The sequence below is a fragment of the Amycolatopsis roodepoortensis genome, from assembly GCF_014873915.1.
Lineage (GTDB): Bacteria > Actinomycetota > Actinomycetes > Mycobacteriales > Pseudonocardiaceae > Amycolatopsis > Amycolatopsis roodepoortensis.
In genome coordinates, this window is record NZ_JADBEJ010000001.1 from 399492 (window position 1) to 418813 (window position 19322).

18 protein-coding genes and 1 riboswitch are annotated in these 19322 nt (G+C 70.2%); of the genes, 11 read left to right on the plus strand and 7 right to left on the minus strand.

From position 1 onward, the window contains the following. The first annotated feature begins 113 nt into the window (after positions 1 to 113). From H4W30_RS01955 to H4W30_RS01975, 5 genes are all read left to right on the plus strand, one after another. Positions 114 to 797, plus strand: coding sequence for a M23 family metallopeptidase (locus H4W30_RS01955; RefSeq protein WP_192741193.1), 684 nt, complete (start codon positions 114 to 116; stop codon positions 795 to 797). A gap of 128 nt (positions 798 to 925) precedes the next feature. Further along, a riboswitch (SAM riboswitch) is annotated at positions 926 to 1040 on the plus strand. Between the two features lie 32 nt (positions 1041 to 1072). Further along, positions 1073 to 2428 carry an aminotransferase class V-fold PLP-dependent enzyme gene (locus H4W30_RS01960; RefSeq protein WP_192741194.1) on the plus strand — a complete coding sequence of 452 codons (1356 nt, stop codon included), beginning with the start codon at positions 1073 to 1075 and terminating at the stop codon, positions 2426 to 2428. 19 nt (positions 2429 to 2447) lie between these two features. Further along, positions 2448 to 3050 (plus strand): hypothetical protein, encoded by a 603-nt coding sequence (locus H4W30_RS01965; RefSeq protein WP_192741195.1) that lies wholly within the window; start codon positions 2448 to 2450, stop codon positions 3048 to 3050. 24 nt (positions 3051 to 3074) lie between these two features. After that, positions 3075 to 3638, plus strand: a complete 564-nt coding sequence (gene lspA, locus H4W30_RS01970; protein ID WP_192741196.1) for a signal peptidase II — start codon at positions 3075 to 3077, stop codon at positions 3636 to 3638. Continuing rightward, the gene (locus H4W30_RS01975; RefSeq protein WP_192741197.1) at positions 3635 to 4561 is read left to right on the plus strand and encodes an RluA family pseudouridine synthase; all 927 of its coding nucleotides are present in this window, start codon (positions 3635 to 3637) and stop codon (positions 4559 to 4561) included. The genes lspA and H4W30_RS01975 overlap by 4 nt, the downstream gene beginning before the upstream one ends. Before the next feature lie 5 nt (positions 4562 to 4566). Here H4W30_RS01975 and H4W30_RS01980 read toward each other — a convergent pair whose 3' ends face one another. Beyond that, the gene (locus H4W30_RS01980) at positions 4567 to 5544 is read right to left on the minus strand and encodes an AsnC family protein (RefSeq protein WP_192741198.1); all 978 of its coding nucleotides are present in this window, start codon (positions 5542 to 5544) and stop codon (positions 4567 to 4569) included. Positions 5545 to 5680: 136 nt separating this feature from the next. Here H4W30_RS01980 and H4W30_RS01985 point away from each other — a divergent pair, with 136 nt between their 5' ends. From H4W30_RS01985 to H4W30_RS02000, 4 genes are all read left to right on the plus strand, one after another. After that, complete coding sequence (locus tag H4W30_RS01985) at positions 5681 to 8992, plus strand: DUF885 domain-containing protein (RefSeq protein ID WP_192741199.1); 3312 nt, start codon at positions 5681 to 5683, stop codon at positions 8990 to 8992. A gap of 80 nt (positions 8993 to 9072) precedes the next feature. Then, positions 9073 to 10113, plus strand: a complete 1041-nt coding sequence (locus tag H4W30_RS01990; RefSeq protein WP_125684226.1) for an LLM class F420-dependent oxidoreductase — start codon at positions 9073 to 9075, stop codon at positions 10111 to 10113. Between the two features lie 214 nt (positions 10114 to 10327). Beyond that, a complete protein-coding gene (locus H4W30_RS01995) occupies positions 10328 to 11284 on the plus strand; it encodes a Ppx/GppA phosphatase family protein (protein ID WP_192741200.1) in 957 nt (318 codons plus the stop codon). Positions 11285 to 11323: 39 nt separating this feature from the next. After that, positions 11324 to 11503, plus strand: coding sequence for a hypothetical protein (locus H4W30_RS02000; protein ID WP_192741201.1), 180 nt, complete (start codon positions 11324 to 11326; stop codon positions 11501 to 11503). A 4-nt stretch (positions 11504 to 11507) separates the two neighbouring features. Here H4W30_RS02000 and H4W30_RS02005 read toward each other — a convergent pair whose 3' ends face one another. The 3 genes from H4W30_RS02005 to H4W30_RS02015 are packed head-to-tail and all read right to left on the minus strand — an operon-like array spanning position 11508 to position 15201. Then, the gene (locus H4W30_RS02005) at positions 11508 to 13808 is read right to left on the minus strand and encodes a glycoside hydrolase family 65 protein (RefSeq protein ID WP_225948937.1); all 2301 of its coding nucleotides are present in this window, start codon (positions 13806 to 13808) and stop codon (positions 11508 to 11510) included. A gap of 56 nt (positions 13809 to 13864) precedes the next feature. After that, positions 13865 to 14599 carry an HAD family hydrolase gene (locus H4W30_RS02010; RefSeq protein WP_192741203.1) on the minus strand — a complete coding sequence of 245 codons (735 nt, stop codon included), beginning with the start codon at positions 14597 to 14599 and terminating at the stop codon, positions 13865 to 13867. 44 nt (positions 14600 to 14643) lie between these two features. Further along, positions 14644 to 15201 carry a TetR/AcrR family transcriptional regulator gene (locus H4W30_RS02015; protein ID WP_318780507.1) on the minus strand — a complete coding sequence of 186 codons (558 nt, stop codon included), beginning with the start codon at positions 15199 to 15201 and terminating at the stop codon, positions 14644 to 14646. 72 nt (positions 15202 to 15273) lie between these two features. On the opposite strand from H4W30_RS02015, the gene H4W30_RS02020 reads away from it, so the two are divergent. Further along, a complete protein-coding gene (locus H4W30_RS02020) occupies positions 15274 to 15780 on the plus strand; it encodes a PaaI family thioesterase (protein ID WP_034319130.1) in 507 nt (168 codons plus the stop codon). Here the strand turns inward: H4W30_RS02020 and H4W30_RS02025 are convergent. The 3 genes from H4W30_RS02025 to H4W30_RS02035 form a co-directional block, all read right to left on the minus strand. Continuing rightward, positions 15777 to 16130, minus strand: a complete 354-nt coding sequence (locus H4W30_RS02025) for a nuclear transport factor 2 family protein (RefSeq protein ID WP_192741205.1) — start codon at positions 16128 to 16130, stop codon at positions 15777 to 15779. The genes H4W30_RS02020 and H4W30_RS02025 overlap by 4 nt on opposite strands. A 319-nt stretch (positions 16131 to 16449) precedes the next feature. Continuing rightward, the gene (locus H4W30_RS02030; protein ID WP_192741206.1) at positions 16450 to 17652 is read right to left on the minus strand and encodes an ROK family transcriptional regulator; all 1203 of its coding nucleotides are present in this window, start codon (positions 17650 to 17652) and stop codon (positions 16450 to 16452) included. A gap of 207 nt (positions 17653 to 17859) precedes the next feature. After that, a complete protein-coding gene (locus tag H4W30_RS02035) occupies positions 17860 to 18588 on the minus strand; it encodes a zf-HC2 domain-containing protein (protein ID WP_192741207.1) in 729 nt (242 codons plus the stop codon). A 58-nt stretch (positions 18589 to 18646) separates the two neighbouring features. Here H4W30_RS02035 and sigC point away from each other — a divergent pair, with 58 nt between their 5' ends. After that, a complete protein-coding gene (gene sigC / locus H4W30_RS02040) occupies positions 18647 to 19216 on the plus strand; it encodes an RNA polymerase sigma factor SigC (protein ID WP_192741208.1) in 570 nt (189 codons plus the stop codon). Positions 19217 to 19322: the final 106 nt, after the last annotated feature.

A 19322-nucleotide genomic window follows, 5' to 3' on the forward strand; every position in this document is an offset into this window, starting at 1 on the left:
CTGTTCGTCGGTTGATCTCAGAAACTTCTTCCCATTTGTACTCCTTTTGGATTACTTTCCCCGCAATCGACTCCATCGAATGGGTGAGTGTCACGGGGTAAGGAGTACGCAAGGTGACGAAGCTTCCTGTGCGGTTCGCTGGTATGGGGGTCACCGTGGCACTCGTCGGAGTGGTTCTCGCCGCCCCGACGGCTACCGCGGCCGGCGCTTTTCCCGCCTTCGGGCTGCCCTTCGACACTGGCCAGTCGGTCTACTCGGCGGGGATCCACTCGGACAACGGCACGTCCGGAGTGAAGAACGCCATCGACTTCAGCCCGGGCGACAAGACCGTTCGCGCCCCGCTGGCCGGCACGGTCCGGATCCAGCACTGCTCCGGCGGCGACTGGGTGACCGTCGACCACGACGGCGGCTGGCGGACCGGGTACTACCACCTGGAGGGCATTTCGGTCACCGACGGCCAGAAGGTCGCCCCGGGCGACGCGCTCGGCCGGACCGGCAACGCGCTGCCCTGCGGTGGCAGCAGCACCGGCGCGCACGTGCACTTCACCCTGTGGACCCTGCCGGCGGCCGCCGCGCAGGGCGGCGACTCGCGCGACTTCGGGGTCGGCGCGGGCAACTGGAACGGCCTGTCCTACGACGAGGTCTCGACCAAGGTCGCCGAGGCCTACGGCGAAGCCGTCGACGGCAAGACCTTCGGCGGCTGGCAGTTCACCGCGGGCACCGATCAGTACTCCGGCACCGCGACCGAGGTCTCCTCCCGCTCGACCGTCCCGCTGCCCGGCCGATTCCGGGCCTGACCTGCCGTTGCCCGGCGCGGCGCGGCGCCGGGCAGCGGTTCTTCCCGCTTGCGGAACACGTGAGCGGCGTCTCAAGATGCGGACGAGGGCTGGCTCGATCGCCCGCCCATCCGCTAACTTCGTCCGTAGGTCACGAGTGTCAGCGTCAAGCCCCGGCTAGCTGACCGGCAACCCTCCTTCCGCGGTGGGGTGCCCCGGGTGAGGACCTGGCTCGTCGCGTGGTGCGGCGGGCAAGCGCGGGATCCTCGCCGGGTCCCCTGGCCCGGAGGATGACGATGACCCTCGCTCTCGAACGCACGAACGCCCCCGCTGAAGTCGTTGCCGCGCACCAGATCCCGGCGGTTGCATGCGCCGATCTGCGGGTTCCGCTGGTCACCGGCGGCGACATCGCCTACGCCAATCTCGATCACGCGGCGAGCGCCCCCTGTCTGGACAAGGTGCGTTCCGCGGTCGACGAATTCCTGCCCTGGTACGCCAGCGTGCACCGCGGCGCCGGATTCGCTTCGCAGGTTTCGACCAGGCTTTACGAGCGCACGCGCGGAATCCTGCGTGACTTCGTCGACGCGCGGTCGACCGACACCGTCGTGTTCACCCGCAACACCACCGATTCCTTCAACCTTCTCGCCCGCAGCCTGCCGAAGCACACGTCGGTCGTCGTGTTCGACACCGAGCACCACGCCGCGCTGCTGCCGTGGAAGGGACCGAACGTCCGCCGGATCGAAACCCCGCGGACCCGGCTCGCCGCGGTGTCCGCTGTGGACGAAGCGCTCGCGGGCTGCCCGCAGGGACCGCGGCTGGTGGTGCTCACCGGCGCGTCCAACGTGACCGGGGAACTGTTGCCGGTCAAGGAGATCGCGGCCGTCGCGCGGCGACACGGCGCCCGGATCGCGCTCGACGCGGCACAGCTCGCGCCGCACCGGAAGATCTCGGTGCGCGAACTGGACGTCGACTACGTCGCGCTGTCGGGGCACAAGCTGTACGCGCCTTTCGGTGCCGGCGCGCTGATCGGCCGCGCCGACTGGCTGCGCGCGGCCCAGCCGTACCTCGCCGGCGGTGGCGCGACGAAGCTCGTCAACCGTGACTCCGAAAACCTCGACGTCGTCTGGAACTCCGGTCCCGAGCGGCACGAAGCCGGTTCGCCCAACACCGTCGGCGTCTACGCGCTCGGTGTCGCCTGCGAGACCCTGGCCGCGAACTGGGACGGGATCGTCGCCCACGAGGAGGAACTGCTGGCGCGCCTGCGCCGCGGTCTCGCCGCCATCCCCGGATTCGCCGAACTGCGGCTGTTCGACGCGCCGGTCGGCCGGGTCGGCACGCTCAGCTTCGTCGTCGACGGCTTCGACCCGGGCTGGCTCGCCGCGGTGTTGTCCGCGGAGTACGGAATCGGCGTGCGGGACGGCGCGTTCTGCGCGCACGTGGCGACGAAGCGGCTGATCGCCGTGGCCGGTTCGACGGGGCAGCAGGCCGTGCGGGTCAGCGTCGGCCTCGGCAGCACCACCGAACACGTGGACCGGATCGTCCTGGCGCTGCGCCAGATCGTCGCCCGCGGCGCGCGCTGGCAGTACGAGAAGCCGGAGGGCCGCTGGGTGCCGGAGAACGATCCGCGGGAGCTTCCCCCGTTCTGCGCCTGACCCACTACCCTCGACCCGTATGGGGAACGAGCGACCGCGTTACTGGTTTCCGCTGGCGTTGCTGGGTTTCGCCCAGCTGCTGGTGGTGGCTTTCGGCGGGATGTGGTCCGGGGGATGGTTCGCCTACGCGCCCGCCGGAGAACGACATTCGTTCGGGTACGTGAGCTTGCACGGCGTCGAGATGAGCCGCGAGACCGCGACCGCGCTGGACAGGTCGTTCGACATCGCCGGCCGGACCGACGCCTGGCTGTTCGCCGTCCTCGCGGTCTACCTCGGCACGGTGCTGTTCTATGCCATCCGGACGAAGACCATGCGCTGGTGGAAGGTCGCCGCGATCGCGTTCGGCGGGCTGGTCGCCATCATGCTGGCGGATCTGGTCGGCTACTGGGAATTCGATCTCGACGGCGACACCCGGAGCGCGATCCTGCTGACACTCGGCCTGGCGGGGCTCGCGTGGCTGGAGCGCAGTGTGCTGGTGCTCGTCGTGGCCGCGGCGTTCGTGCTCTGCGCGGTCGTGCTCGCCCAAGGACAGCTCGCGCTCGTGCTTTCGTCGCTGGTCGTGCTCGCCGGGGCGTTCGCCGCCCTGCTGAGCAGGCCGAAGGCGGCCGCCGAGGAGTCCTGAACACGCTCAGTGGACAATAGGGCGGTGAGTACTGAGCCCGAAACGGCGCCACCGTCGCCCCCGCTGCCCAAGAAGCGCGTCGCCGTGGTGTTCGCCGTCGCCGCGGTGCTGTGGGGGATCGACCTCCTCACGAAGCAGATCGCCGTGTCCACGCTGGAGGGCAAGCAGCCGGTCGAGTTCCTCGGCGGGCTCGTGTACTTCCAGCTGGTGCGCAACCCCGGCGCCGCCTTCTCGATGGCGACCGGGCTGACCTGGGTGCTCGCGCTGGTCGCGATCGCCGTCGTGATCGCCATCGTCTGGCTGGCCCGGCGGCTGCGCTCGACCGGCTGGGCGATCGGCCTCGGCCTGGTGCTGGCGGGCGCGCTCGGCAATCTGACCGACCGGATCTTCCGTGCGCCCGGGCCGCTGCAGGGGCACGTGGTCGACATGATCTCCGCGTTCGCGCCGAACGGGCAGGGCTGGGCGATCTTCAACGTCGCCGACTCCGCGATCTGCGTCGGCGGCGTCCTCATCGTGATCCTTTCCTTGCTGGGCAAGGACTACGACGGAACATCCACCAAGGACAAGAAGAAAGCGGCGAGCGAATGAGCGCGCGGATGTTGCCCGTTCCCGACGGGCTCGACGGTATGCGCGTCGACGCGGGGCTGGCGAAACTGCTGGGGCTTTCCCGCACCGTCGTGGCGGAGCTGGCCGAATCCGGCGAGATCTTCCTCGACGGCAGGCCCGCCGGGAAATCGGACCGGCTGACCGCCGGCGGACTCCTCGAAGTGACGCTGCCTGATCCCGCGTCGGCCATAGAGGTCGTCGCGGAACCCGTCGAAGGCATGAAGATCCTGCATGACGACGACGACATCGTGGTGATCTCGAAGCCGGTGGGCGTCGCCGTGCACCCGAGCCCCGGCTGGACCGGGCCGACCGTCGTCGGCGGCCTCGCCGCCGCCGGGCTGCGCATCGCGACCTCGGGCGCCGCCGAGCGTCAGGGCGTCGTGCACCGGCTGGACGCGGGCACCACCGGCGTGATGGTCGTGGCGAAGAGCGAGCACGCGTACACCGTGCTGAAGCGGGCGTTCAAGGAACGCACCGTCGACAAGGGCTACCACGCCATCGTCCAGGGCCACCCGGATCCGACGCGCGGCACCATCGACGCGCCGATCGACCGGCATCCCCGGCACGACTACAAGTTCGCCGTCGTCCAGGGCGGGCGGCCCAGCGTCACGCACTACGAGGTCGTCGAGGCCTTCCGCGCGGCGTCGCTGGCCAAGATCAAACTCGAGACCGGGCGCACGCACCAGATCCGCGTGCACTTCTCGGCGCTCAAGCATCCCTGCGTCGGTGACCTGACCTACGGCGCCGACCCGGTGCTGGCGCGCAAGCTCGGGCTCTCCCGGCAGTGGCTGCACGCGAAGACGCTCGGCTTCGCCCACCCGTCCGACGGGCGCTGGGTCGAGTTCGAATCGGAGTACCCCGACGACCTGGCCAACGCGCTGCGGATCCTGCAGGACGAGAACTAGGCGCGTCAGTCCTCGATCGACCAAGTCAGCGTGCGCTCGTCCGGCTCGGGCCTCGGCGACCAGCGCACGGCGACCACGCGGGTCGCGTCCGGCAGCACGTAGACGGTGTGCCCGCCCAGGGTCTCCCCGGGCCGGACGCCGATCTTGTGCGGCGGACGCGACGTCAGCGAGACCGGCGCCTTCGCGATCGGCTTGCCGTCCGCGGTGAGCAATTCGAGGTAGTTGTCCGGGAGCGACACGAACGGGATGTTCCCGCGGTTGGTGATCTCGGTGTGCACGACGACCGACCGTTCCCCGGCTTCCAGCGAGTAGCCCGCGGCGCTGAACAGGTAGTCCGCCGGGTCCTGGACCTCGAGCAGCTGGACGGTGAGCTGCTCGCCCTCCAGGCCCTGGGTCTCCATCACGTCGCCGGTCCGGCCCTTCTTGCCCTCCGGGGCGGCCTGGGGCGTGACCTGCTGTTCGTCGCCGCGCGCCCAGGACGCGGTCTGCGGGACGCCCCAGGTGCTCATCACCGGGTCGGCGGGCGCCATCGGGGGCGGCGCGAACTGCTGCTGCGGCGGGGCGGGCGGCCGTGGAGGCGGCGCCATCGGCTGGCGCACCGGGGCCGACGGCGGGCCGGGATAGCGGCCCGACGGCGTGCCGTGCACGTTGTACGCGCCCGACGGCGTTCCCTGGACGTTGTACGGCCCGGAGGGGGTGCCCTGGACGTTGTGCGGTCCGGAGTGGCCCGGCGGACGCTGGGGTTGTTGCGGGGGCTGCTGGGCCCACGACGGCGGCGCGCTCGCGATGGCGGCCCGAAGCCCGTTCGGGTCGCTCTCCACGCCCACGAGCAGCGGCAACCCGCTGCCGGACAGGGCGACCAGGCGGTACGCGACCTCGCGCGGGTCCATCCCGACCTTGGCCGCGAGTTCGTGTACGGCCGCCTTGCCCAGGTCCGCGAGGGCGGCGAGCAGGCGGATGTCCACGGGATCGGTCACGGCCACGTCCGGGAACGCTACCGTCTCGCCCTCGGCGCCGCGGGGAGAGGCCATCGGAGCGCGGCAAAACCCGGCTTCGGTAGTACGCGGTCTCCATTAGGGTCGGGGACACCGCCTCCATCGACCTCTGGGGAAAGAAAACATGAGCGAAGTCTCCGCCCTCGCCGACGAGTTCGTCGAAGCCCTCTTCGACGCCGAGCCGGTCATGCCCGCCTTGCAGGGCTTCCGTCCGGAATCGACCGGGCTCAGCGATCTCAGCGAGGCCGCCGGGGACGCCTTCCGCGCGCGGCTGGCCGGATTCGCCGAGCGGGCCGAGGCACTCGCCACCGACGGCTTGAGCGCGGAGGAGAAGACCACCCGTGACGTCCTGATCGCGATGGCCCGGGCGAGGATCGCCCTGCTGGACTCGCGGTTCGTCGAGTTCACCGTCAGTGACCTGTTCATCTCGCCCGCCGCCGAGGTGCTCACCGTGCTGCCGATGATGTCGGTCGGGACGGGCGCGCAGGCCGAGGCGCACCTCGGGCGGATCGCCGCGATCCCGGAGTACCTGCGGCAGGCCGCGCAGCGGCACCGGGACGGCGTCGCCCGCGGGCTGGTCCCGGTCGCGTACCTCGTCGACGCCGCCGTCGCCTACCTCGACCGGCACCTCGCCGAGCCGTCGGCCGATCCGCTGCTGCGCCAGCCCGCGCCCGACGAGGACTTCGAGACCCGCCGCGCCGAGCTGCTGCGTGACGTCGTCCGGCCCGCAATCGCGGAGTACCGCGAGGTGCTCGCGAAGGAGATCGCGCCGCACGGCCGCCCCGAGGACAAGCCCGGCGTCTGCTGGCTGCCCGACGGCGAGCGTATCTACGCCCTGCTCGCAGAGATGCACACGACGACCGACCGCACCCCGCGCGAGCTGCACCAGACCGGGCTCGACGTGATCGCGGGCCTCGCCGCCGAGTACCGCGAGTACGGTTCGCGGGTCTTCGGCACCAGCGACCTCCAGGAGATCTTCACCAAGCTCCGCTCCGACCCGGCCCTGCGCTGGTCCGGCGCCGACGAGATGCTCGACTCCGCCCGCGCGGCCATCACCAGGGCCGAGGCCGAGGCGCCGAAGTGGTTCGGCCGGATCCCGCCGCAGCCGTGGACGGTCGAGCCGGTTCCCGCCGAATCCGCGCCCGGCGCACCCGCCGCCTACTACATGTGGCCCGCGGTCGACGGCTCCCGGCCCGGCATCTATTTCGCCAACACCCACAAGGCGGAGGAGCGGTTCCGGCATGCGGCCGAGGCGACTGCGTTCCACGAGGCCATTCCCGGCCACCACTTCCAGCTGAGCCTCGCTCAGGGACTCACCGAACTCCCGCTGCTGCGCCGCATCGGCGACTTCACCGCGTACGCCGAGGGCTGGGGCCTGTACACCGAGCGCCTCGCCGACGAGATGGGCCTGTACTCCGACGACGTCGCGAAGCTCGGCATGCTGACCATGGATTCGATGCGCGCCGGACGGCTGGTCGTCGACACCGGGTTGCACTCGCTGGGCTGGAGCCGCCGCCAGGCCATCGACTTCCTCGCCGAGAACACGCCGATGGCGCCGGTGGAGATCGAGTCCGAAGTGGACCGGTACATCGCCTTCCCCGGGCAGGCGCTCTCGTACATGGTGGGACGGCTGGAGATCCAGCGCATCCGTGCCGAGGCCGAACTGAAGCTGGGGAGCCGGTTCGACATCAAGGCCTTCCACGACGTCGTGCTCGGCGGCGGTTCGCTGCCGCTGTCGGTGCTGGACGGCGTGGTCCGCGACTGGATCGCCGGCCACGGCGACACCCCGAACGGCCTGGCCGACGAGCTGATGGAGCTCAAGTTCGAGGAACTTCCGCTGTGGCGCTCGCTTCTCGGGCTTCCCGGCGACGAAGGCGCGTTGCCCGACCCGAGCGCGGAGGCCGCGGCCGCGCAGCGCGCGTCGGCGGTCGTCATCGCCGAGCGCGCTGAAGCCCTGGACACCGAAGGCCTTTCCCCGGCCGAGATGGTCACCCGCGAGGTCGTGATCCAGCAGGCGAAGGCGATGGTCGACGTCATCGACTCGCGCGCCGCCGAGTTCTCGGTCAGCGACGGGCTGGCGTCGCCCGCGCTGTTCATGCTCAACGAACTCGCCGTCCTGTCGCTGAACGACGAGGAAAAGGTCCGCGGCTACCTGAAGCGGCTGGAAGGCATGGGCGCCTACCTCGACGCCCTGATCGTGCGCCAGCGCGCGGCGGCGGCCGACGGTCTGGTCCCGCCGGGCTTCCTGGTCGAAGGCGGGATCGCTTACGTGGAGCGCTATCTCGGTGACGAGGCGGGGGATCCGCTGGCGCTCACCGCGTCCGTTTCCGTGGAGGGCTACGAAACCGAACGGGACCGGCTGCTGGCCGAGGTCGTCCGGCCCGCCTACGCGCGGTATCGCGACTTCCTCGCCGACGAGCTGCGGCCCGTGGCGAAGCCCGAAACCGAGCCGGGTCTCTGCGCGCTACCCGGCGGGCAGGAGAAGTACGCCGCGCTGATCCGCGCGCACACCTCCACCGAGCGCACCGCGCAGGACCTGCACGACACCGGTCTCGACATGATCGCGAAACTGGCGGACCAGTACCGCGAGCTGGGCGAGAAGATCTTCGGTACCAAGGATCTCGAGGAGATCTTCGAGCGGCTGCGCACCGACCCGGCCCTGCGCTGGCGGGACGGCGACGAACTGCTCGACGCCGCGCGTGACGCCATCACCCGCGCCGAAGCCGTCGCCCCGCAGTGGTTCTCGACTATCCCCGAGGAGCGGTGCCAGGTCGAGCCCGTCCCGCCCGCGGAGGCTCCCGGTGGCACGCTGGCGTACTACATCGAGGCGTCGCTCGACGGCTCGCGGCCGGGCACCTACTACGCGAACACCCACGAGGCCGAGCAGCGCCCGAAGCACACGAGCGAGGCGATCGCCTTCCACGAAGCCGTGCCGGGGCACCACTTCCAGATCTGCATCGCGCACAAGCTCAAGGGTCTGCCGATGTTGCGCGGGCACGCCGACGTCAACGCCTACGTCGAAGGCTGGGGTCTCTACTCGGAGCGTCTCGCCGACGAGATGGGCCTGTACTCCAGCGACCTCACCAGGTTCGGCATGCTCACCCAGGATTCGATGCGCGCCGGGCGGCTCGTCGTCGACACCGGGATGCACGCGCTGGGCTGGAGCCGTCAGCAGGCAGTCGACTACCTGGCCGAGAACACGCCGATGGCCAGGGTCGAGATCGAGGCCGAGATCGACCGCTACGCCGCCGTTCCGGGGCAGGCGCTGTCGTACATGGTGGGACGGCTGGAGATCGAGCGGATCCGCGCGGAGGCCGAGGCCGCGCTCGGCGACCGGTTCGACATCAAGGGCTTCCACGAGGTCGTCCTGAGCAACGGGATCCTGCCGCTGCGCGTGCTGGACGACGTGGTGAAGGAGTGGGTGGCCGCGCAGTGAGCCGGAACACAGGCGAACCGCGCGGTCCCGGCGCATACTGTCGCTAAGCGAGCGCTCAGTAACTTCACGAGGAGATGCCGATGAGGATCGGGACCGCGATCAGCTACGCCGGTGGTTTCGCCGACAGCGTGGCGGACATCGTCGAGCTGGAGAAGGCCGGGCTGGACATCGTCTTCGTCCCCGAGGCCTATTCGTTCGACGCGGTCAGCCAGCTCGGCTACGTCGCGGCGAAGACCGAACGGGTCCAGATCGCGTCGGGCATCTTCCAGATCTACACGCGGACGCCGACGCTGACCGCGATGACCGCCGCCGGGCTCGACTTCGTGTCCGACGGCCGGTTCACGCTCGGCATCGGCGCGTCGGGTCCGCAGGTCATCGAGGGTTTCCACGGCGTGAAGTACGACGCGCCGCTGGGCAGGACCCGCGAGATCATCGACATCTGCCGTCAGGTGTGGCGGCGGGAGAAGGTGGTGCACTCCGGAACGCACTACTCGATCCCGCTGCCACCCGAGCAGGGCACGGGCCTCGGCAAGCCGCTGAAGCTGATCAACCACCCGGTGCGCGAGCGGATCCCGATCCTGCTGGCCTCGATCGGCCCGAAGAACGTCGCGCTCACCGCCGAACTGGCGGAGGGCTGGGAGCCGATCTTCTTCCACCCCGAGAAGGCCGCCGAGGTCTGGGGCGCGTCGCTGGCCGAGGGCAAGGCGAAGCGCGACCCGTCACTGGGCGAGCTGGACACCTTCGTCGGCACCGCGCTGGCGATCGGCGACGACGTCGAAGGGCTGCTGGACCACCTGCGCGGCATGCTGGCGCTGTACATCGGCGGCATGGGCGCGCGCGGCAAGAACTTCTACAACAGTCTCGCCCAGCGGTACGGCTACGAGGCCGAAGCGAAACTCATCCAGGACCTCTACCTGGACGGCAAGAAGGACGAGGCCGCCGCGGCGGTGCCGAAGGAGCTGATCCGGGCGATCTCGCTGATCGGGCCCGAGGGCTACGTCAAGGAGCGCCTCGCCGCGTTCCGCGAGGCCGGTGCGACCACGCTGGTCGTGAACCCGCTGCTGCCCGGTCGTGAGGCTCGCGTCGCTCAGGTTTCGAAGCTTCGCGAACTCGTCGACTAGCGCGGCCTAGGCACGCGACGGGGCGACGAACCTCTCACCTGTATCGATCCGGTATACTTGACCTGCGCCGGTGTAACCCCTTCGTGGTCAAAAAGCGGCCTCCCGGTGGAAAGAGAACGTAAACCACGCCTGAACGGCCGGAAAATCCGCCATTATCAGGAGTGAAAGCGAGACCTCGGGGGAATCCGTTCGCGACGAAGGTGAGGTGCCTCGCGTGCGCAAGCAGATCGGCGAGCCGTCCGCCGCGGTCCTGGACGTCGGGTCGTTCAGCGCACGGCTGGTGGTTCTGGCCAAGGGCGGTACGCCGCTCGATCCCGCGCTGAGCCACCAGACGCGGCTGCGGCTGGACCGGGAACTCGACGATGACGGGAATCTGACCCGGCGCGGTATCGACGCGGTCGCCTCCGCGGTCGAGGCGGGGATGACGATGGCCGCCAAGCACGGCGTCCGAAACGTGTATCCGCTCGCCACCTCGTCGATCCGCGACGCGGGCAACGTCAAGGAGGTCGTCCGCGACGTCCACAAGGCCAGCGGGGTCAAGCTGCGGTTCCTCACCGGCCGCCGCGAAGCCGAACTGGCCTACGTCGGCGCGCGACGGTGGTACGGCGCTTCCGCCGGCGGGCTGCTGGTGCTCGACATCGGCGGCGGGACCGTCGAGCTCGCCGCGGGGGACGCCGAGGAGGCCGGGTTCGCGCACTCCCTGCCGCTCGGCGCGCGATCCCTGACCCGCGACTGGTTCGCCACCGAATGCCCGTCGCCCAAGGTCGTGCGGGCGATGCGGGAACACGTGCTCGACGAGGTCCGCGACGCGATGCAGGACGTGCTGCCGCATATTCGCGACCATCGCGCCGTGGGCTGCTCCAAGGTGCTGCGGCAGCTCGCCCGGCTCGCCGGGGACCGGCCGTCCCGCGCCAGGGAACTGCACCTCGACGACCTCCGCGCGTGGATCCCGCGGCTGGCGAAGCTGCCCGCGAAACGCCGCGCCGAGCTGCCGGGTATCTCGCGGCAACGCTCCCACCAGGCACTCGCGGGCGCGATCGTCGCCGAGGCGCTGCTGACCCTGGCCGGCGGCCAGGTCGCCATCTGCCCGTGGTCCACCAGGGACGGCCTGCTGCTCGGCATGCTCGACGGGCTCGTCACGCCGGAAGGCGAACCGGCGAAAGCCGCCTGAGGACTGGCGCATCCGGCCGCGAGCGGGTACCCCGGACACATGAGGGAAAGCAAGAAGAACTTCGGGCAGGACGAGGAAGAAGACCTCGACGACCTTCGCGGGATCCAGCCGAAGACCGACGTGCCCAGCGCGCCGAACCGTGACGTCGGGCCGCACGGCACCAAGGAGGTCGACGGCGTGCCGGGCAGCGGCGAGGTACCGGTCGAGCCGCCGGACTGAGCACTCACCCGTCCTTCGGCTGCCTCCGTGCCGGTGCGCGGCCCGCGGGCTGCACCGGCGCCGGACCCGGGTCGATCGCCGGGATCGGCAGCCGCACCGGCTCGGCGGTCACCGTGAACGTCTCGCCGTGGTGCGCCAGTTCCAGCGGCTCCCCGGTGATCACGTGGTACGTCGCGCCCTCGCCGTCGATCTCGACCTGGAACCGGGTGCCGCGGAAGGTCAGCCGGAACGCGATCCGCCGGAGTTGCGGCGGCAGCCTCGGTGCGAAGGTCAGCCGGCCGCCGTAGTCGCGCAGCCCGCCGAAACCGGCGACGGTGCCCTGCCACGCGCCCGCCAGCGAGGCCAGGTGCAGGCCGTTGCGGACGTTGTTGTGCACGTCGTGCAGGTCGGTGAGCGCCGCCTCGGCGAGGTAGTCGTAGGCCAGTTCGAGATGCCCGACCTCGGCCGCCACCACCGCCTGCGTTCCCGCCGACAGCGAGGAATCCCGCACGGTGATCGCCTCGTAGTAGGCGAAGTCGCGCGCCTTTTCCTCGGGGGTGAAGGAATCCCCGCACAGATGCAGCGCGAGTACGAGGTCCGCCTGCTTGACCACCTGTTTGCGGTACAGGTCGAAGTACGGGTAGTTCAGCAGCAGCGGGTAGAAATCCGGGTCCGTCGCCTCGAAATCCCACTCGTCGTGCTCCAGGAACCCTTCGGACTGCGGGTGTACGCCGAGATCCTCGTCGTAGGGCACCAGCATCGCGTCAGCCGCCTTGCGCCACAGCGCGACCTCGTCCGCGTCGACCTCGAACCGCTTGGCCACGTCGTCGTGCTGGCCGACGATTTCGGCGGCGTAGAACAGGTTCCGGCGGGCCATCAGGTTCGTGTAGACGTTGTTGTCCGCCACCGCGGAGTACTCGTCCGGTCCGGTGACGCCGTCGATCCGGAACCGGCCCCGCCGGTCGAAATGCCCGAGCGACAACCACAACCGCGCGGTTTCGAGGAGCAGCTCCGCGCCGCAGGTCCGCATGAACTCGTCGTCGCCGGTGGCGTTGAGATAGCGCACGACGGCGTCGGAGATGTCCGCGCTGACGTGGAACGCCGCCGTGCCCGCCGGCCAGTACGCCGAACACTCCGCGCCGTTGATGGACCGCCAGGGGAACGCGGCGCCGCGTAACCCCAGCTGTGCCGCCCTTTCCCGCGCTTTGTCCAAAGTGGAGTGACGCCAGCGCAGCGCGTCGCGGGCGGCGTCCGGGATGCTGTAGGTGAGCACGGGAAGGACGAAGGTCTCGGTGTCCCAGAACGCGTGCCCGTCGTAGCCGGGGCCGGTCAAACCCTTGCCCGCCAACGCCCTCGTCTCGCCGCGGGCCCCGGCCTGCAGGAGATGGAAGAGCGCGAACCGCACGGCCTGCTGCAGTTCCGGGTCGCCGTCGATCTCGATGTCCGAGGTCTCCCAGAAGTCGTCGAGGAACGCCTTCTGCTCGGCGAGCAGCCCCTTCCAGCCGGTCTGCCGGGCCCCGGCCAGCGCGGCCTCGACCTGCGCGCGCACGGCGGGTACCGAACGCTGCGCGGACCAGCCATAGGCGAGGAACTTGGTGATCCGCAGCCGCCCGCCCTTGGGCACGTCGACGGCGATGGTGAGCCGCGCCAGATCGTCCTCGGCCTCGATATGCGTGCGTACGCCGTCGGTGACGTCGATCTTGTGGTCCATCGCGGCGGCCATCCGCAACCCGGAGCGCCGGGTCTGGTGCACCAGCACGGCGTGATACGCCTCCGCGTGGTGATATTCCCCGATCAGCGGCGACTCCAGCGCCGCCGCGACCCGCGGGTCACGCGTGTCGGACTCGATCGGTTCGTTCGCCAGGAGATCCGACTGCACCACCAGCTGGAGCTCGTCGTCGAGCGGTTCGACCTCGTACCTGATCGCCGCGACGGCCCGCTGGGTGAAGGAGACCAGGCGTTCGGTCTTCACCCGGACCCGGCGGCCGGTCGGCGACGACCAGACGGTGTCGCGCGCGAGGGTGCCCTTCCGGAAGTCGAGGACGCGGTCGTGTTCGGTCGCCTGGCCGTACCGCATGTCGAGCGGTTCGTCCTCGACCAGCAGCCGGATGACCTTGCCGTCGGTCACGTTGACGACGGTCTGCCCCTCTTCGGGGTAGCCGTATCCGCTTTCCGCGTAGGGAAGATCGTGCTGTTCGTAGAAACCGTTGAGGTAGGTGCCGGGAAGACCGCGCGGCTCGGCCTCCTCCAGCGTGCCGCGCAGGCCGATGTGCCCGTTGGACACCGCGAACGCCGATTCGGTGCGCTGCAACGCGTCGACGTCCATCCCGTGCCAGCGCAGCTCCCAGGGCGCGACCTCGTAGCCGCGGAAAAGCGCTTCGCTCACTTGCGGTCCTCCAGGAGTTCGGCGAGGTCGTCCACCACGACGTCGGCGCCGTGCGCGAGCAGTTCGCCCGCCTGGTGCGCGCGGTTGACCCCGACCACGTAACCGAAACCGCCGTCCTTGCCCGCCTGCACCCCCGCGAGGGCGTCTTCGAAGACGGCCGCGTTCACCGGTGCGACACCGAACGCCTCGGCGCCGGCGAGGAACGAATCGGGGGCGGGTTTGCCACGCAGGTTCTTTTCGGCGATCACGATCCCGTCGATCCGGGTTTCGACGAACTTGGTGAGGTCGGCGGCGTCGAGCACCTTCGCGCCGTTGGCCGACGAGGTGACGACGCCGATGCGCAACCCCGCCGCCTTCGCGGCTTCCAGATATCGCACGGAACCCGGGTACGGGGTCACGCCCTCGTCTTCGATGATCTTCAGCACCAGCTGGTTCTTCCGGTTCCCGACCCCGTTGACGGTGGCGGCGTCGATCCCGTCGTCCGGGCTTCCCTCGGGCAGCTCGATCCCGCGCGAGGTGAGGAACGTGCGGACGCCGTCGGCCCTCGGCCTTCCGTCGACGTAGGCCGCGTAGTCGGTGTCGGTGAACGGCGAGAACGCGTCACCGTCGCGGGCGCGCAGGAATTCGTCGAACGTGCGTTTCCACGCTTCGCGATGCTGGGCCGCGGTTCCGGTCAGCACGCCGTCGAGGTCGAAGAGACAGGCCGTGATGGTGTCGGGCAGACCGATCATGTCTGGCCACGCTACCCGGGCTCGCCGGTGCCCGCTCGGCTTCGTCAGGAGGCGCGGATCACGAGCGCGACATGCCGCGCGGCCCGGTCCAGCGCGTCGGAAGACCGGTGGACCCGGCTGACCAGCAGGGCTCCTTCGAGGTTGTTCATGATGGCCGTCGCGACGTCTCCGGGATCCTTGACCTCACTGAGCAGTCCGACGAGCAGCGTGTGCCAGGCGGCGAACGCGTCCTGGCACGCCTTGGTGATCGCGGGCGAGGCGTTCGCCATCTCCAAGGTGATCGTGGCGAGCGGACAGCCGCCGCGGTAGTCGTCGGCCGCCAGTGCTTCGCCCGCCTTGCGATACCACCAGGCCACCGCGTCCTCGACCGTCTCGGTGCGCTCGAAGGCGCGGCGGATCGTCTTCGCCACGACAGCGGTGCCGAGTTCGATGGCGGCGACCGCGAGCTGTTCCTTGCCGCCGGGGAAGTGGTGGTACGCCGATCCCCACGGCGTCCCGGCCTCCTCGACCAGCCGCCGCCACGAGGTCGCCTGGTAGCCCTCGCGGCGGAAGAGCGTCATCGCCGTCGAGATCATCCGCTCGCGAGTGGTGGTTTCGGACACGTGGCCCAGCATAGTCCTTGACTAGGACGACCGTCTTAGGAAAGCCTAGGACGATCGTCTTAGGAGGCAGCCATGACCACCGACGTCACCGGGCAGACCAGGCAGAAGACCGTGACCTGGCAGGATCCGCTGCCCACCGCGCGGCTCGGCCGGGAAATGTCCGGGCTCGAGTACCTGACCGGTATCGCCGAGGGCCGGATCCCGCCGGCGCCCATCTCGGCACATTTCGGCATGCGCTGGGTGAGCGTGGCCGAAGGCGACGTCGTGATCGCCGCGACGCCGGACGAGTCCCTGTACAACCCCATCGGGACCGTGCACGGCGGCGTCGCGGCGACGCTGCTGGATTCGGCGGTGGCGTGCGCGGTGCACTCGACCCTGCCCGCCGGTGTCGGGTACACCTCGGTGGAACTGAAGGTGAACTACCTGCGCGCCATTTCCGGCTCGGTGGGGGAGATCCGCGCGCACGGCTGGGTCGTGAAGGCCGGTTCGCGCGTCGCGTTCGCCGAGGGCGACATCCGCGACGGGCAGGGCAAGGTGCTCGCGACGGCGTCGAGCACCTGCCTGATCATCAAGCCCTAGAACATTTCCGCGCCGGGCGGCACCGGCTGCTTGACGTCCCAGTGCTCCACGATGAGCCCGTCTTCCACACGGACGATGTCGACGACGGCAGCGCCGAGTTCGTCGCCCGGCCGGACGACGTGCAGGTGCACGACGACGTGCTCGTCGTCGGCGATCACGCGTTTCACGGAGACGTCGGCGCCCGCCATCGGTGAATTCCGCATCGCTTCCACGAAAGCGTCACGGCCGGAGGGGAATCCCGGGCTGTGGGTGACGAAATCCGGGTGCACGTTCGTGCCCGCGGCGGCGAAGTCCTTGTGTACGAACATGTTCTCGAAGCAGTCGAGGACGATCTTCTTTGCTGTGGTCATAGGAATATCGTGCACCCGCTGTCGATTACCGCGGAGGTAAAGGCTTGTCTATTGAGGGCTAGGCAGATGTGGCGTGTTTGTGGTTCCGGTCGGCGGGCCCGCGGAATGTCCGGCCCCAGGACGCACTGTGTGGATTTCGGTGCGTTGGATGACCAGAAATCCACACACCTCTCACCCGCGGTAACACTCACGGCCCATCAACCACGTTGAGTGATCGCATGGCGGTGAAGACTCGGTCCCTCGGCGACCGATCGCGAGTACCGCGCCACATTCGACTTGCCACTCGACAACCCGAAACGCCACTCACGACCCGCTCGGCCTAGGCCGCGCCCACCTTGCGTTCGAACACCAGGCCTTCGGCGGCGCGCAGGCCGACGCTGATCGCGCCGGTCAGCACCCCGTCGTCGCCCAGTTCGCCCTGGACGACCGCCGGGACCAGGGGGGTGAACGAGCGCAGGGCGCGGTCGATCGGGTCGAGCAGCAGATCGGCCGCGGTGCCGATGCCGCCGCCGAGCACGATCAGTTCGGGGTCGATCACCGCCGCCACCGACGCCACGGTGTACGCGAGCCTGTCGGCCTCCGCCTCGACGGCTCGCATCGCGAGTTCGTCGCCGTCCCGGGCGAGCCGGAAGACCTCGCGGGCCGATTTCGCCGTGCCGAGGCCGAGTTCGCGCGCGCCGCGCACGACGGACTGCGCCGCTGTCGCCTCTTCGAGGTGGCCGCGGACCGGCGGGGCGTCCTCGCCGTCACCCGGCGCGTGGGACTGCCCGTATGGCAGGTAGCCGATTTCACCCGCCGCGCCCGTCGCGCCGCGGAAGACCTGACCGTCGACCATCACGCCCATACCGACGCCGGTGCCGATGGTGATGCAGCCGAACACGGACGCGCCGCGCGCGGCACCGCGTTCCCATTCGCCGACGGCGGTGAGGTTCGCGTCGTTCTCGACCATCAGATCCGGGCCGAGGACGGCTTCGAGTTCGTCGAGCAGGCCCGCCTTGCCCCAGCCGGGAAGGTTCGGCGCGTGCCGGAAGCAGCGTTTGTCCGGGTCGGCGACGCCGGGGGAGCCGAGGACCCGCACGACGATGTCCGCTTGCGACAGTCCCGCTTCGCGCACGGTCGCCGCCGCGAGGGCACCCACCGCGCTGACGAGCGCGGTGCCCGAACGCGAGGTGTTCCGTTCGTCACGGCGGGCGACCACGGTGTGGCCGAGGTCCGAGACGGCGACGCGGAGATGCTCGCGTCCGATGTCGACACCCAGGACGTAGCCCGCCGTGGGATCCGCTTCGTAGAGCACGGCGGACCGGCCGGTGCCGGTCGAGGTGTGCCCGGTCGCCCTGGCGAGACCGGCCGCTTCGAGCGCCAGTAACGCTTGGCTCACCGTGGGTTTCGAAAGTCCGGTGTCCTTGGCGACCTGGGGCCGCGTCGCCGGGCCGCTGCGGCGCAGGAGGTCCAGCACGGCGCGTTGATTGATCTTCCGCATCCCGGCGGGGGTGCCGACGGGTGGGTTTTCTGCGCCAACCACGAGCTTCGCCTCCTGTCGAACCAAGGTGTTCCACCAAAGTTATCCGCCTCCGGCCCGAAATGGGCAAGAAGGTTTACATTCGGTGGTCCAAGGCGACGATAAACGTGCTCGCGCCGCGAATCGCGCACGCCGCGCGCGAAAAACCGTGATTCACCCGGTATCCGGGCGGGTGCTCCCAGTGACCGGTGATGGTCTAGACCAGAAGGGTCAAGCGACGTGGCGGCTCGCCGGGCGCCGGAAACCCCTGTGCTGACGGGGTCGTTCGGGGACTTCGCCGGTCTCGTGGTCCGGTTCGGCGGTGCGGGAATCCGGGTAACCGGCCGTCGTCGCCGGGCTGGGGCGGTTGCGCAGGCGGTGCTGGCGGTTCACCACGAACAGCAACAGCACTCCGGCGACGACCAACCCGTGCGTGAGCACACGTCCGGCGGTCACCTGTCCGGTGACGAGGTCGCCCGCCGACAACGCCAGCAGGAGTGCGACGAAACCGGTCAGCGCGGGCAGCTGCCCTGCCGCCGCCTTCGTGCGGACGGCCGCCCAGCCGAGGCCGACACCGACGGCGAGGTTCCACGCGCTGCTTTCATGCGAAAGGTGCCCGATCAGGGATTCCGTGCCGTGTCCCGCGGTGTGGTCTTCGACGCCCAGCAGCTGGGCGAAGGCGAGGCCGAGCTGCGCGATCGCGACCAGCGCGAGCGCGATCCTGGCCGGCCAGCCCTCGCCCGGCGGGGCGGGGGTGCGTTCGAGGATGACGGCGGTGAGGTCCGGGACTTCGGGAGCGGGCCGCAGCAGCATCCCCCGGTGCATCCGCTCGGCGCGCGAAAGCCACGAGCGGCACGCCGGGCAGCCGGCCACGTGCCGGTCGACCACCTCGGGCGGGGCGGGTTCGGTTTCGCCGTCGAGCCGGGCCGACAGGGCCTCGCGGCAGGTCTCGCACTTCACGTCTCACTTGTCGGGCGCGGGCCTGCCCCGGTTCCCGGGACGCTGCTACGTTTCTCGTATGGCCAGGCCGCGCAACCACGACGACGAGCGGGTGACCGGGCTCGCTCTCGCCGCCGCCCGCGGCGACCGGCGGGCGCTCGAGGACTGGGTGCGTGCCACCCAGGCCGACGTCTGGCGTTTCGTCGCGCACCTGGCCGACGTCGGCGCCGCGGACGATCTCACCCAGGAGACGTACCTGCGGGCGTTCGGCAGCCTGCGGCGGTTCGCCGGCCGGTCCTCCTCGCGCACCTGGCTCCTGTCGATCGCGCGCCGGGTCGTCGTCGACCGTATCCGGGCGGCTTCGGCGCGCCCGAAGCTCGCCGACGTCGACTGGGAGTCCACCGCCGAGCGGCGTGGCGCCCGTCAGGCGGAGGGTGTCGCCGGGTTCGAAGACCTCGTGGAGCTGCGGATGCTGCTCGACGGGCTCGACCCGGAGCGGCGCGAGGTCCTCGTCCTCACCCAGGTGCTGGGGCTGTCGTACGCCGAGGCCGCCGAGATCTGCGGCTGCCCGGTCGGCACCGTGCGCTCGCGTGTCGCCCGTGCCCGCGAGGACCTGCTCGAAGCGGGCCGGGAGCGCGACTCCATCTGACGCCCGGCTGTGGCGCGCCACACATTCGGGCCCCTTCGCTGTCACCTCGTCACACAGATGGGGCGACCCGACTACTCCGCGTTGACTAGGCCGAATGCCGATGCCT

Bases quoted from the DNA above. Each gene is read 5' to 3' on its own strand.
- H4W30_RS02010 (WP_192741203.1), bottom strand. From the start codon at position 14,599: ATGATCGGTCTGCCCGACACCATCACGGCCTGTCTCTTCGACCTCGAC.
- H4W30_RS02000 (WP_192741201.1), top strand. From the start codon at position 11,324: ATGAGGGAAAGCAAGAAGAACTTCGGGCAGGACGAGGAAGAAGACCTC.
- H4W30_RS01960 (WP_192741194.1), top strand. From the start codon at position 1,073: ATGACCCTCGCTCTCGAACGCACGAACGCCCCCGCTGAAGTCGTTGCC.
- sigC (WP_192741208.1), top strand. From the start codon at position 18,647: ATGGCCAGGCCGCGCAACCACGACGACGAGCGGGTGACCGGGCTCGCT.
- H4W30_RS01965 (WP_192741195.1), top strand. From the start codon at position 2,448: ATGGGGAACGAGCGACCGCGTTACTGGTTTCCGCTGGCGTTGCTGGGT.
- H4W30_RS01985 (WP_192741199.1), top strand. From the start codon at position 5,681: ATGAGCGAAGTCTCCGCCCTCGCCGACGAGTTCGTCGAAGCCCTCTTC.
- H4W30_RS01990 (WP_125684226.1), top strand. From the start codon at position 9,073: ATGAGGATCGGGACCGCGATCAGCTACGCCGGTGGTTTCGCCGACAGC.
- H4W30_RS02020 (WP_034319130.1), top strand. From the start codon at position 15,274: ATGACCACCGACGTCACCGGGCAGACCAGGCAGAAGACCGTGACCTGG.
- H4W30_RS01975 (WP_192741197.1), top strand. From the start codon at position 3,635: ATGAGCGCGCGGATGTTGCCCGTTCCCGACGGGCTCGACGGTATGCGC.
- H4W30_RS02025 (WP_192741205.1), bottom strand. From the start codon at position 16,130: ATGACCACAGCAAAGAAGATCGTCCTCGACTGCTTCGAGAACATGTTC.
- H4W30_RS02005 (WP_225948937.1), bottom strand. From the start codon at position 13,808: ATGGACGTCGACGCGTTGCAGCGCACCGAATCGGCGTTCGCGGTGTCC.